Source organism: Winogradskyella pacifica, from assembly GCF_003386275.1.
Taxonomy (GTDB): Bacteria; Bacteroidota; Bacteroidia; order Flavobacteriales; family Flavobacteriaceae; genus Winogradskyella; species Winogradskyella pacifica.
On the sequence record NZ_QREI01000001.1, the window covers coordinates 874,035 to 890,404 of the forward strand.

Here is a 16,370-nt window from a genome sequence, read left to right on the forward strand (position 1 = left end):
GTGTTTTTAATTTAGTAAAAATAAACAGAAGTATTTTAAGTTATACCTTAATTGTTAATTATTATTCTTTTTTTTGTTTGAATAATTTGAAGAAATATACCTGTAAATGAAACGTGTTGTAATTTTTGCGTCCGGAAGTGGCTCTAATGCTGAAAATTTAATTAAGTTTTTTCACAACAGCGATAATGCGTCTGTTATCCAAGTACTAACTAACAATCCTCATGCCAAAGTTTTGGATCGCTGTAAAAAACTAAATATTAGCGCCTTATCCTTCAATAGGATTGCGTTTTCTAAGTCTGAAGATGTCTTAAACATCCTAAAAACGTCTCAACCAGATCTTATTGTATTGGCTGGTTTTCTCTGGAAATTTCCAGAGTTCATACTTAAAGCATATCCTAATAAAGTGATAAATATACACCCTGCATTACTCCCAAAATATGGAGGAAAAGGCATGTATGGTATGAATGTTCATAACGCTGTTGTAGAAAATAAAGAGACCGAAACTGGCATTACAATACATTATGTAAACGAAAATTATGACGAAGGAGCCATTATTTTTCAAGCAAAATGCACTGTTTTGTCTTCCGATTCAGCAGAAGATGTCGCTGAAAAGATTCATTTATTGGAAATGGAGCACTTTCCTAAGGTGGTTGAGAAAATATTAAATCAATAATTCAGATGTCGTACTAAGCGAGTTGAAGCATCCTTTCTAGATGCTTCATTTCATTCAGAATAACATAAAGAGACTCCCGTTTTCACGGGTGGTAAACATGAGTAAAAAGAAAAAAAAATACTATACTGTTTGGCAAGGCCATAAAAAAGGAGTCTATAATACTTGGAATGCCTGTAAGGCCCAAATTAAAGATTACCAAGGCGCACAATACAAATCATTCGCTACGCGTGATGAAGCCGAAAAAGCATTAGAAGGAAATTACTTTGATTATATAGGAAAGAATAAATCGTTTTCGAGTGGACTTTCCGAAGCTGAGCTAAAAAAAATAGGACAACCTAATTACAATTCCATATCAGTAGATGCCGCATCAAGCGGAAATCCTGGTATTATGGAATATAGAGGTGTAGATACAAAGACAAAAAAACAACTCTTTATTCAAGGCCCTTTTGAACAAGGCACTAATAATATTGGTGAGTTTTTAGCTTTAGTTCATGGCTTAGCTTTTTTAAAACAACACAATAGCGAGCGTATTATGTATACGGATTCTAGAACGGCTATGAGTTGGGTACGTAAAAAAACTTGTAATTCGAAGTTAAAACGTAGTGCTAAAAATAAACCGGTTTACGACTTGGTAGATCGTGCTGTAGAATGGCTAAAGACTAATGAATATTCTACAACTATAGTGAAATGGGAAACTAAGGCTTGGGGAGAAATTCCTGCGGATTTCGGCAGGAAATAAATCTATTTTGTATTGCATTAATTGATGTTTCACAAGGAATAAATTTTACGTAAATTTGCACTTTAATCCAAACTACTTTTATGAGTAAATTAGTAATTGTTGGCACTGTAGCCTTTGACGCCATTGAAACACCTTTTGGTAAAACCGATAAAATCCTTGGTGGTGCAGCAACATACATAGGTTTATCTGCTTCAAATTTTAATGTAGATTCTGCAGCAGTTTCTGTTGTTGGTGGAGATTTTCCTCAAGAATATTTAGATCTATTAAAAAACAAAAATGTAAATATTGAAGGTATCGAAATTGTAAAAGAAGGCAAAACCTTCTTTTGGAGTGGCAAGTATCATAACGATATGAACTCTCGTGACACGTTAGCAACTGAGCTAAATGTCTTAGAGCATTTTAATCCTATTGTTCCAGAAAACTATAAAGACTCAGAAGTTGTGATGTTGGGTAATTTACACCCACTTGTACAGCAAGGTGTATTAGACCAAATGTCTAAGAAGCCGAAGTTAGCCATTTTAGACACTATGAATTTCTGGATGGACATCGCTTTAGATGATTTACTTTCTGTGATTAAAAACGTCGATGTTATTACCATTAATGATGAAGAAGCAAGACAATTAACTGGAGAATATTCTTTAGTGGTTGCTGCGAGAAAGATTCATGAAATGGGTCCGAAATATGTAGTTATTAAAAAAGGAGAACACGGAGCATTATTGTTTCATGATGATAATGTATTCTATGCTCCTGCTTTACCTTTAGAAGAAGTATTTGACCCAACAGGTGCTGGTGATACATTTGCTGGTGGTTTTGCTGGTTATTTAGCTAAAACAGGTGATTTCTCTTTTGAGAATATGAAAACAGCAGTCATCTACGGCTCAACTCTAGCCTCCTTTTGTGTCGAAAAATTTGGCACCGAGCGCATGCAAAATTTAACAGATAAAGAAATTTACAAACGTCTAGACCAATTTAAGAGTCTGACTCAATTTGATATAGAATTAACATAAACTAACGCGCTCAGAAATTGAGCGCGTTTTTTATTTCACATAAAATAAATAGCGGAAAAAATTAATCATGAGCGATGCGTTAAAACATGAGTGCGGAATTGCACTTATTAGACTTTTAAAACCATTAGAATACTATAAAGAAAAGTATGGAAGTGCTTTTTATGGTGTTAACAAAATGTATTTAATGATGGAAAAACAGCACAACCGTGGACAAGACGGAGCTGGTTTTGCAAGTATTAAATTAGACGTAAAACCAGGTGAACGTTACATCAGTCGTGTGCGATCTATTGCTCAGCAACCGATACAGGATATTTTTGCTCAAATTAACGAACGTATTAACCACGAGCTCACTACTCACCCGGAATACCAAGACGATGTTGATTTACAGAAAAAACACATTCCGTACATTGGCGAAGTATTATTGGGGCATGTGAGGTATGGTACATTTGGTAAAAATAGTGTAGAAAGTGTTCATCCGTTTTTAAGACAAAACAATTGGATGCACAGAAACCTTATTGTTGCTGGTAACTTTAACATGACTAATGTTAATGAACTTTTCGATAATCTTATTGAAATCGGTCAGCATCCAAAAGAGAAAGCAGACACCATTACAGTAATGGAAAAAATAGGTCATTTTTTAGATGATGCTGTTTCAAAAATTTACAAAGACCTTAAAAAAGAAGGCTACAATAAAAATGAATGTTCCCCCTTAATTGCTGAACGTTTAAAAGTTGGTAAAATATTAAAGCATGCAGCCAAAAATTGGGATGGTGGTTATGCTATGGCAGGTTTATTAGGCCATGGTGACTCTTTTGTATTAAGAGATCCGTCTGGAATTAGACCAGCTTACTATTATAAAGATGATGAGATTGTTGTCGTAGCATCAGAACGTCCTGTAATTCAAACCGTTTTTAATGTTCCTTTTGAAGCGGTGAAGGAATTGGATCCAGGCCATGCTATTATCACAAAAAAATCTGGTGAAACAAAAATTAAGAAGATATTAGAGCCTTTAGAACGTAAAGCTTGTTCTTTTGAACGTGTTTATTTTTCTCGTGGTAGTGATGCTGAAATTTACCAAGAACGCAAAATGCTTGGTCGTTTATTAATGCCGAAAGTACTTGAAGCGATTAATAATGACACCAAAAATAGTGTGTTTTCATATATTCCTAATACGGCGGAAACGTCATTTTATGGTATGATTGAAACCGTTGAAGATCACCTCAACGAAAAGAAAACAAAATCTATACTTGATGGGAATGGAAAACTATCTTCGGATCGTGTTACCGAAATTTTATCTGAACGGCCAAGAATTGAAAAAATAGCCATTAAAGATGTGAAGCTAAGAACCTTTATTACCGAAGATAGTAGTAGAGATGATTTGGTTGCACACGTCTATGATGTTACATATGGTGTTATAAAGCCTACAGATAACTTAGTGATCATTGATGATAGTATTGTAAGAGGTACAACGCTTAAAAAGAGTATCATTAAAATGATGGACCGATTAAACCCTAAGAAAATTGTCGTGGTTTCTTCTGCTCCTCAAATTCGTTATATTGATTGTTATGGTATAGACATGGCAAACCTTGAAACACTAATCGCTTTTAAAGCTGCTTTAGAGCTATTAAAAGACAATAACCAATACCATATTGTCGAAGAGATTTATAAGAAATGTGTAGCGCAAGTCCAAATGAAGGACAAGAATATTGTAAATTATGTAAAAGAGATCTATGCTAATTTTACAGATGAACAAATTTCTGATAAGATTTCGGAATTATTAGGTGGTGAAGATATAAAAGCAGAAGTTAAAATTATTTTCCAACCTGTTGAAAACCTGCACAAAGCATGTCCTAAGAATTTAGGAGATTGGTATTTTACAGGAGATTATCCTACACCAGGTGGAAATAGAGTTGTAAATAGAGCTTTTATTAATTTTTACGAAGGAAATAAAGAACGCGCATACTAAAACCGAGCACAAAAGGCCTTTTATCCGATAAAACATGTATTTTATCGGATAAAAACGCACTTAATCCGATTGTTGATTCGTTTTAACAAATTAAATATACATTGGTATCACCATAACATAAGTAGGTTAAGTTCATGGTAGATTTGGGGCAAAAAAAGGTGAACTTCGTTCACCTTTTTTTATGCCCTTTACTGAAATAACACTTTAAGACCTATATTTATACATAATGTGTATTTATACAGTTATTTTCTTATAAACACTGCACTTTCCACGCTTAGACTAATATATAGGTCGTTTATCCAAAAAATGCAATACTTACAATATTGTCCGCTTATATTTGACTCACCATAACATAAGTAGGTTAAGTTTATGGTAGATTTGGGGCAAAAAGGATGAACAACTGTTCATCCTTTTTCATTTTTAATAATCTCATAATCAGCAACTTTAATAACGACCTCTCCTTTTCATTAAAAAAAAAGCAGACCAACCGAAGTCAGCCTACTTTTTATCCCTTTCTACGGTTTACTTTCTATTTCGTTTTTTCTTCTCTCGTCTTACCTTCCAAGGTGCATTCTTTTGCCAATCGCCAGCCATAATACAACCATAAGGCATAACTTCGTCAATGACTTTACCTAAACCGTATTCTTCCATTTGATTTCTTACGTTTTGTGCATTTTTATAAGCAGATGGCAACTCGGTAATATCAATTTCTTTTGAGAAAAATCGGATATCTAATCCACGCGTTTCCTCTTTAAAGATTTGCATTGTAGTTCCCGTTTTACTTTTTCTATGTTGTGTTCTACTCACGTTTCTACCTGCACCATGTGGTGCAAAACCTAAATTGGTATTTGTGGTATTACCTTCAACAATAAGTACAGGTTCAGACATATTCAACGGAATCAATCGTGGTCCTGTAATGTCTGGCATAAACCTCGCATCCAAAGGTGTTGCTCCTTTGGCATGGTAAAATAAATCACCATCTTTAAAGACAAAATTATGCTCGTTCCAGTAGCGGTTTTCAATAGCTATTTCTAAAGATTCTGCAACTGAATTATGCAACACTTCGTGATTTGTTTTTGTCCAGTCTCTTATAATTTGAAGTGCCTTCCAATACGATTGTCCTTCTTCAGTTTCAAAAGGAATCCACGCATTTTGTTTCTTAGTATCTGGAGACAACTCTTTTCTGAATCGTTCCGCGATTTTCATACCTTTGGTATACAAACGTGCTCCAGGTCCTCTAGAGCCATGATGTGTTACTATCATTGTGTTTCCTGTTTTTTTAGAAGTTCCAACGAATAAAAAATGATTACCATCTCCTTGAGTTCCTAAGTGCGATCGTGCTATTTGAATCATATTACCATCATTTAAGAAGTAATTAGATTCAAAAGCTTCTAACAATTCCTTCGGAAACCTAAACTGCGAATCTCTATCCCGTCCTCCAGGACCAAAATGAGTATTAGCATGTGCTGTATCTAAGATATCTTTTGGATCTGCTTTTCCGAAATCGGTTAGCATTACAGAACAACAAATATCAGCACTATGCATTCCTGGATGAATTGCATTTTTTGCTACTGCAACACCACCTACAGGGATTGTTCCGTCTGGACCAGCTGGGCAAGCATCTGGCATAATGGCGCCATCAACCAATGTTGGTGTTTTCATCAGTGTTTGCATTGAGTTAATCACTTTAGCTACGTTGTCTTTTTCTTCTTCGTTTTCTGCTTTGATGTTTATAGAAAAGTCAATAGGTGTTTTATGTAGGGCAATAGGATCTGGTGATTTAAATTGCTCTAAATACGTTTCCATTTCTTCTCCTTCTAATTTGTTGTCGTTAATATAAGTAATGGCTTCTTTCATCCATTTCCCTTGCGTAAAACCTAAGGCTTTTAAATCGTGACCTGTTATTCTAGTTTTCATGTTTTCTTTCTTTTGTGAGATTCTTCGCTTTGCACTTCGACTGCGCTCAGTGTGACACCCTGAATGACATCTTAATAACACTACAAATATTATAGTGTGCTACGCAATATTTTTGCGTACTTGAATTTTATTTATCCTGCAAGGTCTTTTTTTTGACCTTGTAGGTTTGGCTACTTATAATACCTACAAGGTTTTTGAAACCTTGCAGGATTATAGAATTTACTTATTCACAGAGAAAATATCTTTTAATTGTTCAATCACATTACCGTTACCAGCAACTGTGATTTCGCCAATTTTATCAGCAATTTTCTCAACATATTCCATCTCTTTTAATTTAAACAACATGTTGTTGTCTTCCATTAATTTCGCTGTATTCAACAAGCTACGAGTAGAAGCTGTTTCTTCTCGTCTGGTTACTACATTAGCTTGTGCTTTTTTCTGAGCAATCAAAACTTGGTTCATGATGTCTTTCATATCACCTGGTAAAATGACGTCTCTAACACCTGCATGCAATACATTAACACCTAATTTGGTGGCTTGTGTTTTTACGTTTTTCAAAACAGCTTCGGCAATCGTTTCCTTTTGCTCTAACAATTCGTCTAAAGTGTAAGCGCCAACAAATGCTCTTAATGCCAATTGCAAAATTGTGTACAATTGCTTTTCGAAATCTTTGTTTTGCATTAACGCCGTTTCAATATCTGTAACTTGGTATTGTGCATAAAAGTTAATACGAACGGTCGCTTTGTCTTTGGTCAATAATTCTTGACCAGCAACTTCTAATTGCAATTGACGCATATCGGCTTTTGCGATTTTAATGGTTTGCTCGTTTTTCCAGAAATGGTAAGTCCCATGTTCAAGAATTTTAACAAACGTATCATTAACAATCATAATGGCTTTTTCAAAAGCGGCAACTTCAAAAGTTCTAATATATTGGCGCAATTGCATATTGCTATACAAGGCTTTACTGATATCTTCTGTAATTTCGATTTTACTTAAATCGGCAGTTACAAATTTGTAGTCAATTAAGCTGTTCCAAAATGTATAACGACCAGCAGTTAAGATGCGTTTAAAGTTTTTGTTTTCGTAAACCAAAACAATCTCATTATCCTTTACATCAATTAGAGTTAACATTGCTGCTAAAACCTCATCTTTAAGCAAGATTTCTAATGCTTTTGGCGCACTGAAAGCTTGTGACAAATCGCATCTTAAGACTTGCTCGCTAAATTTTATCCAATGTTTTCCTTCTGTAATAACACGCGTGTAATTACCATTTTTAAACACCAAACCTACTGTACCTGCATGAATTCTTTCTCTATTCATTTGTTCTGCTTTATTGTTATTTAATTATCAAATGGTGCATCCATTTAATCACCTGAACCAGACGACTAACTTATAGTTATGGATGGTTCATGATTTCTAATTTTTTGTCCTTTAGTTTTTTTTTTACTTCAGAACGGTTATACATTTATAATAGAATTCCGTTTTCCGGAATGACTATTCAATTAAAACAAAGCGAAAGAAAACCATCTTTCTAACTACGGAAATACAATAGATTTTAAGTGTTTTAAGACTTGTTTTGCAGATGATTTATCAATACAGAAACGACTATTTCCGAAACGTTTATTGAAAAATGAATCTTTAAAAGAATACCTAAAGCGACCTATAATACATTTTGTATGTCAAGGTGTTTTCTAGACTGCGCTAACAACAAGTTGCTATTGCGAGTTTTAGTTCACTTTGTTTTTGCCATTTAAAGTGTGACGCACTTGGTGGTCCTTTTTGTGAGTTGACCAGCTCTGGGATATGGATTATGAGTCCATTACATACTATCTAAAAGGGTAGAGTCTTCGACCACTCGACCATCACACATTTGTGTGAGTAGGATTCGAACCTACGATGTTTCTATTGTTCTAACCAAACTGAACTATCTCAAGCGAATTGAGAATGGGATTCGAACCCATGACCTATAGAGGGGATTATTATTTGGCTAATAACCGAAGCCTTCAAGTCAAGTTGCATATAAAAACCTCATACTAAACAGTAAGGATTTATACAATAGTGCTATACAGAAACACTTAACAAGACTTGCTTGATGTGGAAGCAGTAGGACTCGAACCTACACGTTCATTATGAAATCAGATTTTAACTCAACAATTTTTATTTTTATAAATAAGATTCGTTGAATGCGTAAAAACGCATTTCAGTCAGGCGAGCCAACCAATTGCTCAATGCTTCCGTTTTTTATTATGTTAAAGAACTTTTATTAAGCTCTGCTAGATTCCTTTTCTAGCAGAGCGCTACTTTTAAAGTCTGATTCCAAAAGACTTCTAATTAATTACACTGCAAATATTTCAAGCTATTACGCAATGTTTTTGCGCAGTTAAATTATTTTTTATTTTTATTCTTCTTTTTCTTCTTGCCCTTGGTTTTTATAGTCTTTTTAGGCTTCATTTTGTTTTTGATTCTTTTCATTTCAGAATCTATAAAGCTGATGTAACTGTTATTGTAACCTAATCGCTTTGCGAGCTTTAAAGCCTTTAATGCTTTCTTATATTTCTGAAGACATTCAAAAACGCAGCCTTGAAATAGTTGGATTTCACTTTTATAAACTCCTTTTACAGTCAATGCGAAATCAATTAATTTTTGAGCTTCGTCGTAATCTTCATTCCATATTAAAACTAAAATGTAGTGCGCATACACTTTGTGAAAATCTAGTTTGCTTGCCAAAGCCTCTGCATAATACTGCTTGGCTTTTTCGTAATCGCCAAATTGTTCGGCTTGTAAACGCCCCATTAAATACAAAGCATAAGCATTGTTAGATTCATAGGATAAGGCGTAGTTTAGATTTTCTACAGTTTCTTCTAATTCGTATGGATAAGCATCTATGGCTTTAAGCACGTAATTGTTTAACAAATTCGTGTCCATGGTTTTCATTGTCCTGAACTTGATTCAGGATCTTTTTTAATTATTAATAAATTCGTTTGAACTATACATGAGATTCTTCGCTGTGCTCAGAATGACATAATGTTCGTTTTATAATTACTGTTTGTGGAAATGTGTTTAGCAGAATCGCTAATAGTGGAAAACAAAAAATCCGAAACAGTGTTTAACTGGCTTCGGATTTTTCATTTATAAATTTGAAAAGTTTATCTAACGATAATCACGAAGCATCACAAAAGGCAGAATTCCTTTTGGATCGTTTTGATATGTTATACATAAACTCATAGTTTCTAATTTTTAATCTGATTTTGGTTGCAATTTAGCTCACTTCGACTTCGCTCAGCGGCCAAAATATTAATTTATTGCGATGCAAATATTTAGCTTTTTTTTTGACTTTACAAAATTTATTTTTCAAATCGCTTGAAATTGAGCACCATAATACGAAGTATTATATTTTTTTGAGAAATGCAAATAATTTTTGAACTAAGGTTAATTTTTTATTGCTTTGTAAACTTTTAAACTCTAAAACATTGATATTTTCCTCGTCATTTTCGGGTTCTTTTTTAAGCTTAAGCGTTTTAATTTTTTCCTCAATACTATTACAATTTTTCAAGCTTTTTAATAGTGAATTTGCTAAATGTTTGGTTTTTGAATTTAGATTATTGGATGATATGTTTTGATATTGATTATAATCATAACCATCAAAAGAGTAGTAGATATAGTAAAACTCCCCAAAGCCTTCAAAGTCATTGTCAAATTCAAAATCCTGAATTATGTTTAGAACATATTTTTTATAGTTTTTAGTATCTTCCGAGTTAACTATCTTGTAACAATTATATTCTAATTTAAAAATTAAAAGTTCTTCTTCTGAAAAATTTTTTAAGCTCAAATTTTTTAGGATTTTCAAAGAATTTTCGAGTCTATAATTAATATTTATGACATCAAATAATAATGAATCTGCTTTGATTTCAGTTTTCATATATTCAGAATTATATAACCAATTTTCAAATTCTGAAATGGTTATTTCTTCTTTTAATACATCGTATATTTTAAGTTTTAAAGTTTCCATTGATTTAGTATTTGAGACAAATATTTGATTGATATGCGCAATGTTTTTGCGTAGTGAATATTTTCTTTTAAATTTAAGGATTGAAACCTTACAGGAACTTTAGCTCAAATTAATAAAATGGCAGTAAACAAAAACGCATTAATACGCTATAAAACCATTGATAAATGTCTTCAAAACCAGTTTAGACAATGGACGCTTAACGATCTAATTGAAGCGGTATCGGATGCTTTATACGAATACGAAGGCAAAGCTGTTGATGTCAGCAAAAGAACTGTTCAGTTAGATTTACAAATGATGCGAAGCGACAAGCTGGGTTATAATGCACCCATTGTGGTTTATGATCGTAAGTTTTATAAATATGAGGATGCTGATTATAGTATTATTAATATTCCTGTAACCGATAAGGATATAAAAGTGATGAATGAGGCGATTCAGTTACTGAGACAGTTCAAAGATTTTTCGTTATTTAAAGAAATGGATGGTGTTTTACAACGTTTGGAAGACTCCGTAAATTCATCACAGAAAGACAAACGTGCTATTATTCATTTAGATAAAAATGAACAGCTAAAAGGGCTTGAATTTATCGATGTTTTATACGATGCTATTCAAACTAAAAAGGTGATTGAAGTAACTTATCAATCTTTTAAAGCTCGTAATGCTAGTGTGATGATTGTACATCCACAATTACTAAAAGAATTTAATAACAGGTGGTTTTTATTAGCTAATCAGAAAGGAAAATTTATCACTTTGGCTTTAGACAGAATGACTGAAATTGTATCGCTTGATGATGAAATTTATGAAGATTTCAAAATTGATGGTGACGTCTATTATAGAGATGTTGTTGGTGTTACGGTTTCAAATTCTAGAGCTGAACGGATTCAATTTAAAATAGATCATAAAAACGCTCCTTATGTCATTACAAAACCTTTTCATCCGTCGCAGCGTATTATTGAAGAAAAAGAGGACGGTGTAATTTTCAATATTTTTGTGCAAATTAATTTTGAATTGGAACGTCTTATTTTAGGCTTTGGTGATACTATTGAAGTTTTAAAACCACTAAAATTGAGGAACAGAATGCTAAAAAAACTAAAAACTTCATTAAGAAATTATGAAGAGATTGAAAATTGAATTTCCGCATCTTTTTTTAACTCCAAATTATGCTCAATAAATATTGATTCAGATTTATAATCCGCTTCAATCAACCACGAACTTCCATTAAAATAAGACGTTTTCACAACAGCTTTTAAATCTGAGTCGTCTACAATTTGAATCTGATTAGCATATACAATCCCATAAGATTCTATAACATTAAATTCGCCAAAAAATGAGGCGATTAATGGTTGCTTAGGATTTTTATATAAATTTTGAGGTGTGTCTTTAGCTATGATTTCAGCCTCATTAAGCACTATCATTTCATCAGCAAAGCCAAGCACATCATTTCTGTCGTGAGTCGCAACAATACACGCTATATGTTTTGATTTTAAGTAATTAAAAACATTACGTCGCAAACCTTGTTTTTGAAAATTATCAATATGACTAAACGGTTCGTCTAGTAATAAGATTTCAGGTTCTTTTGCTAATGCTCTAGCAATGGCCACACGTTGTTTTTGTCCGCCACTTAAGAATTTTACTTTGGTATTTGCAAAGGCTTCAAGTTCTACCACTTTTATTAATTCCTCAGTGCGTTTTTGTTTTTCTTCAGGGTAAAAGCGTGATAAGTGTTTACCTATATTTTCTTCAACTGTAATCACCGGCATTAAGTCGAATTCTTGGGTCACGTATTTCATAAAATCGTAACCCACAACCAGATTATATTTTGGACCAAGAATCTCTTCATCTTTCCAAAAAATCTGCCCTTGTTTTAAATCGTACTCGCCGTATATAAGTTTTAACAGCGTGCTTTTACCAGAGCCACTTTCGCCAATAATAGCAAGGTTTTCTCCGGCTTTAACATTAAAATAAATAGCTTTTAAAACCTTAGTTTTAGAATACCCGAAAGTGACATTTTTTACTTGAAGCATATTACAAAAATACTACATCGTTAAAGAATTGTCATAAAAAAAACCGCTTGATTTCTCAAACGGCTTTAAACTATTTATAGTCTAAAATTATTTTTTTATAAACTTTCGTTTTATAATTTTCCCTTCAGATTCTAATCTTAAAAAGTAAATTCCACTAGTTAGATTTGAAACGTTAATAGTATTTGAATCTAGTTTTTGGCTAAGAATACGTTTCCCATTAATATCAAAAACTGTTGCGATTTTATTAATAACGTTTGCAGAAGTTTTGATCGTAAGTTCTGCTTCCACCGGATTAGGGTAAATAGAAACATCTACTAAAGTTTCATCTATAACGGTCAAGGCAGAACCTTCAACAATAGTATGTGCTGTATTTATAGCCGGATTTGAAATAAAATCTACAGTACCAGACGGCCAGTAAATAGTGATATTATTAATACTTGTTGAATTACCAATTCCGAAATGTGTGTTTAACGAACTCATATACTCAAAACCTTCTCCACTCCTCACATCTCTTATTTGTGTGCCGTTAGATGTTTGTATTTCTACTCTAGCACCAATACCATTGATATTACTTATTGTTCCTACGGTATTTATCTTTATCCAATTATTGGCATTTGTATTGTTTAAATAAATATTTCCATTCCGAAAAACATCTAAAAAGCCATCATTATTTACATCTCCAATAGCACCACTTGGGGGCATATTAGAGGAGTGATTAGTAAATGTGAAATCCCCGTTATTAAATAATATGTCTCCATTACTTAAAATATCTACGTAACCATCATTGTCAAAATCCGCCGGCGCATTTTCTATTCCCATTGTTGCCGATAGAACCCCAGAGCCAGCAGTTACATCTGTAAAAGTGCCATCTCCATTATTCTGCATCAACTTAGAATACCCGTCAGAAGTACTACTCGCCCCAACATAAACATCCATATCTCCATCGTTATCAAAATCTGCCCAAGCAGAAGACCATGTTTGTACTAAGTCTCCTAAATTAGAAGAATTATCGTGACCTACACTTGGATAATTTGTGTCGTACCAACCATTACTATCTGCAATATTTACAAAGACACCATTACCGTCATTTCTCCATAGTTCATTGATACTAATTGAAGACCCCCCTCTACACTTTGCAATAAATAAATCCATATCTCTATCATTATCAAAATCGATCCAAACAGTACCATAATTACCACCACCTGGCACTAAACCTATTCCGTTTGGCAATACGGCACTTTGACCTTGATGGAATGTTAAATTTCCAGATCCGTCATTAATATAATAGACATTGGGATCTACATCATGACAAACAAAGGCATCTAAGTGACCATCGTTATTAATATCCACAAAATTAGAACGTTGAGAGAACACATACTCTGATCCTGATATTGGACTATAGCCTGTACCTGTATTATTGGCTTGTAAAAAAGTAACACGCGCACCACCTCCGTATAAAAGGTCATTATAGCCATTACGATCAAAATCACCTGCAGCCAAACTCCAATTTGGTCCACTAGTAACACCTGGCGTTGGTATATTTGTCATATTAAAACCACCAGAAGCCACTTGATAATGTATATTTAAACTATTAGTACTTACAGAAACAACATCGTCTAAAAAATCCCCATTTAAATCTACAAGTGCAATATCATATACACCTATTGTATTTATCGGGTTGGTAGTGAATGATACTGGATCTCCCGTATTATTTGTTCCAGTCGTAAAACTTACGGTTTCCCAATAACTATAACCATCAGCAACACAATTTGCTCTAATATAAATCCTATAAGCTGTTCCTGGCGAAAGGTTGGTAAAGCTATAATTAGTAATTGCCGATGTCGTACCAGATGTTGGCACTCCATCTGTAGCTAATTGAATTACTACTTCCCATGACGTTTCTGACCCACCAGCAGTCCAACTAGCCATAGCACTAACCGTATTGATATTGCTTAGAGAAATCGATGAAACATTTGGACAAGGCAACAATGCAGAAGAACTTATCGTAGGAGAATCAATACAAAAGCCCCATCCGAAAGAATCATTATCGTCATATAACATGCGGTACTTAAACCCTGTTAATTGCGTGTTTGAAAACCCAGAAATATCTAATAATTCGCTAGAATAGTTTGTAGAACTAGCATTGCAAAAATTGCCTTGAGTTGATGAATTAGGCAAAATTTCGGTCCCCCAATTAACCCACTGACTAGTACTATTATCCCAGTATTGTAAGAATAAAGATTGATCATTTTGATATATATTATAAACATATGCAAACTCCACTTTTATTTCAATTTCATTGGCATTAAAAGCGTTAGTTAAGTCTATAATAGGAGATTCAGCAGCAATGGTATTATCAGAAGCTCCTCCTGCTTCATCATCATTAAATGAAAATGATGCGCTCGTTGTTGTTGGATCTGCATCTAAATATGCTGCATCATAAGTGCCAGACAGCACCCACTGATTGTTAGGCCAATTCGCAAATTTGTTTAATTCCTGGCCATAACTGTGAGCGCAAAACAACGTTAGAACCAATGTAATAAGTAGTGTTTTTTTCATATCAATTTTATTAATTACAGTTTATGTTTAATGTGTTTATCCATTCTTCTATTAATTGAACACCTTCTTTATGCACAATTGTACGCGACAACAGCGGCATTCTGTTTGAAACTTCAGTAGAATTCACCCTAAAGTACAGTACAGAATTCCTAGCGTTTCCAGGCTCTACAATGTGACCAAGACCAAATCCTAGATCGGTTTCTGCATCTACACATACTCCCATATTTGTTGCGTCTTCTGTAGACAAATAATCTAGTCGCATTGGTCTATATGAGCAATGTGTACTTTCTGAATGGCAATGCGCACAATTTATTTCTAAATAACCTCTTACTCGTTGATCCAATGACGCATTAGAATCATTATAATCTGGGAGTTTTGCTATTGTTTCAGGAAGTGTATTTTCTAAATATCCTAAACTAACCCATTTTTCTAATTGATTAGACGCTCCATCATTGTAAATATAAGGTAAATTTAAATTTCTAACCTTAGGCCCAATAGGTTGCGCAATTTCGTTCACTTTATGGCAGGTGTGACACTCGGGACCTGATGGAATTCTATATTCTACAGATTTAGTTATGCCCTCTTGTTGCCATTGTAAATCTATATAACTTCCATTCATGTCTAAAGCAGCTTCAGACTGCTCAGTATTCCATGCATAATTTGCAAAAACCCAACCTTCGTGTTTTTTAATTATAAGTCGTGTTTCTATAATTTGCGTTGTGTTTTCTGGTAGTACATTATCGTAGTAAAAATTCTTTATTAAAATTGTTCCAACAGGAAAATCTAAAAGTTCGTTTTCATTTACAAACAACGCTTTATTATTATTTGGCATCCAAATAAAACGCTTCTTCTTTGCGTAATCACTGAACAAAGTGGAGTTTAAGGTATAAGGTATAACACCATTAGTCGGCTCTAAATTTTTTAAATCACCATCAAAAAATTGATAGTCGGACAGCGCTTGAAACGGCATATTCTCTAAATCATAAAGCACATTAGAGCTCGTTGTAATGGTAATTGATACTGTTTCTGTTTTGCAATCACCCGAGACACTACAAATAGTATATTCAAAATTATCTAAACCTACTTCATTTGGGTTTGCCGTATATTTTAAATGGTCATCACTCGGGTTATTGGGAGTATTATTACTATCAATTACAACCACATTACCTTTGGTGGGGTGGCTTAATGATAATTCCCCATTTGAAGGAATGTTGGAATCGTTTAGGAATATAAAAATTTCAATTTCTGAATTTTGTGCTATGGTTAAAGTATCAGGATGTGTTTCAATAGCCAAAGGGATTAAGCCATCATCATTGCCACATGAAAACAGAAATAAAGTTAGGAGAAAAAATAAAAAGTATTTTTTTTTCATTTGCAATAATTACACACTAATAACAAGACAGTTAAAGATTTAAAAGTCCTACAAAAAATATCAAATATTTAATATGTTCAAATTCTTTTACTCCCTAAATTACAGTA

The 16,370-nt window shown here is 33.5% G+C and carries 12 protein-coding genes and 2 tRNA genes; 5 read left to right on the forward strand and 9 right to left on the reverse strand.

The features are described from left to right. Positions 1-106: 106 nt before the first annotated feature. From purN to DFQ09_RS03785, 4 genes are all read left to right on the forward strand, one after another. Positions 107-673 (forward strand): phosphoribosylglycinamide formyltransferase, encoded by a 567-nt coding sequence (purN, locus tag DFQ09_RS03770; RefSeq protein WP_115808307.1) that lies wholly within the window; start codon positions 107-109, stop codon positions 671-673. Between the two features lie 97 nt (positions 674-770). Continuing rightward, positions 771-1,412 carry a ribonuclease H1 domain-containing protein gene (locus DFQ09_RS03775; protein WP_115808308.1) on the forward strand — a complete coding sequence of 214 codons (642 nt, stop codon included), beginning with the start codon at positions 771-773 and terminating at the stop codon, positions 1,410-1,412. Positions 1,413-1,492: 80 nt separating this feature from the next. Beyond that, a complete protein-coding gene (locus tag DFQ09_RS03780; RefSeq protein WP_115808309.1) occupies positions 1,493-2,419 on the forward strand; it encodes a PfkB family carbohydrate kinase in 927 nt (308 codons plus the stop codon). Positions 2,420-2,486: 67 nt separating this feature from the next. Next, the gene (locus tag DFQ09_RS03785; RefSeq protein ID WP_115808310.1) at positions 2,487-4,385 is read left to right on the forward strand and encodes an amidophosphoribosyltransferase; all 1,899 of its coding nucleotides are present in this window, start codon (positions 2,487-2,489) and stop codon (positions 4,383-4,385) included. 522 nt (positions 4,386-4,907) lie between these two features. Here DFQ09_RS03785 and DFQ09_RS03790 read toward each other — a convergent pair. The 6 genes from DFQ09_RS03790 to DFQ09_RS03805 all read right to left on the reverse strand — a co-directional run bounded on the left by DFQ09_RS03790 (position 4,908) and on the right by DFQ09_RS03805 (position 10,311). Further along, entirely contained in the window at positions 4,908-6,302 is a 1,395-nt protein-coding gene (locus DFQ09_RS03790) for an RtcB family protein (protein WP_115808311.1), read from the reverse strand. Positions 6,303-6,521: 219 nt separating this feature from the next. Beyond that, a complete protein-coding gene (locus DFQ09_RS03795) occupies positions 6,522-7,622 on the reverse strand; it encodes a slipin family protein (RefSeq protein WP_115808312.1) in 1,101 nt (366 codons plus the stop codon). A 550-nt stretch (positions 7,623-8,172) separates the two neighbouring features. Then, positions 8,173-8,236 (reverse strand) — tRNA-Ser (locus DFQ09_RS18830). Positions 8,237-8,397: 161 nt separating this feature from the next. Next, a tRNA-OTHER gene (locus DFQ09_RS18835) sits at positions 8,398-8,538 on the reverse strand. Positions 8,539-8,687: 149 nt separating this feature from the next. Then, complete coding sequence (locus DFQ09_RS03800) at positions 8,688-9,236, reverse strand: tetratricopeptide repeat protein (protein WP_245940300.1); 549 nt, start codon at positions 9,234-9,236, stop codon at positions 8,688-8,690. A 454-nt stretch (positions 9,237-9,690) separates the two neighbouring features. Then, positions 9,691-10,311: a hypothetical protein gene (locus tag DFQ09_RS03805; protein WP_115808313.1), complete on the reverse strand. Its 621-nt coding sequence runs from the start codon at positions 10,309-10,311 to the stop codon at positions 9,691-9,693. 117 nt (positions 10,312-10,428) lie between these two features. Here DFQ09_RS03805 and DFQ09_RS03810 point away from each other — a divergent pair, with 117 nt between their 5' ends. Beyond that, a complete protein-coding gene (locus DFQ09_RS03810) occupies positions 10,429-11,439 on the forward strand; it encodes a helix-turn-helix transcriptional regulator (RefSeq protein WP_115808314.1) in 1,011 nt (336 codons plus the stop codon). Here DFQ09_RS03810 and DFQ09_RS03815 read toward each other — a convergent pair. The 3 genes from DFQ09_RS03815 to DFQ09_RS03825 all read right to left on the reverse strand — a co-directional run bounded on the left by DFQ09_RS03815 (position 11,418) and on the right by DFQ09_RS03825 (position 16,263). Beyond that, on the reverse strand, positions 11,418-12,332 hold the full coding sequence (locus DFQ09_RS03815) for an ABC transporter ATP-binding protein (RefSeq protein ID WP_115808315.1): 915 nt from the start codon (positions 12,330-12,332) through the stop codon (positions 11,418-11,420). The genes DFQ09_RS03810 and DFQ09_RS03815 overlap by 22 nt on opposite strands. An 87-nt stretch (positions 12,333-12,419) precedes the next feature. Beyond that, a complete protein-coding gene (locus DFQ09_RS03820; RefSeq protein WP_115808316.1) occupies positions 12,420-14,891 on the reverse strand; it encodes an FG-GAP-like repeat-containing protein in 2,472 nt (823 codons plus the stop codon). A gap of 10 nt (positions 14,892-14,901) precedes the next feature. Beyond that, the gene (locus DFQ09_RS03825) at positions 14,902-16,263 is read right to left on the reverse strand and encodes an Ig-like domain-containing protein (RefSeq protein ID WP_115808317.1); all 1,362 of its coding nucleotides are present in this window, start codon (positions 16,261-16,263) and stop codon (positions 14,902-14,904) included. Positions 16,264-16,370 lie beyond the last annotated feature (107 nt).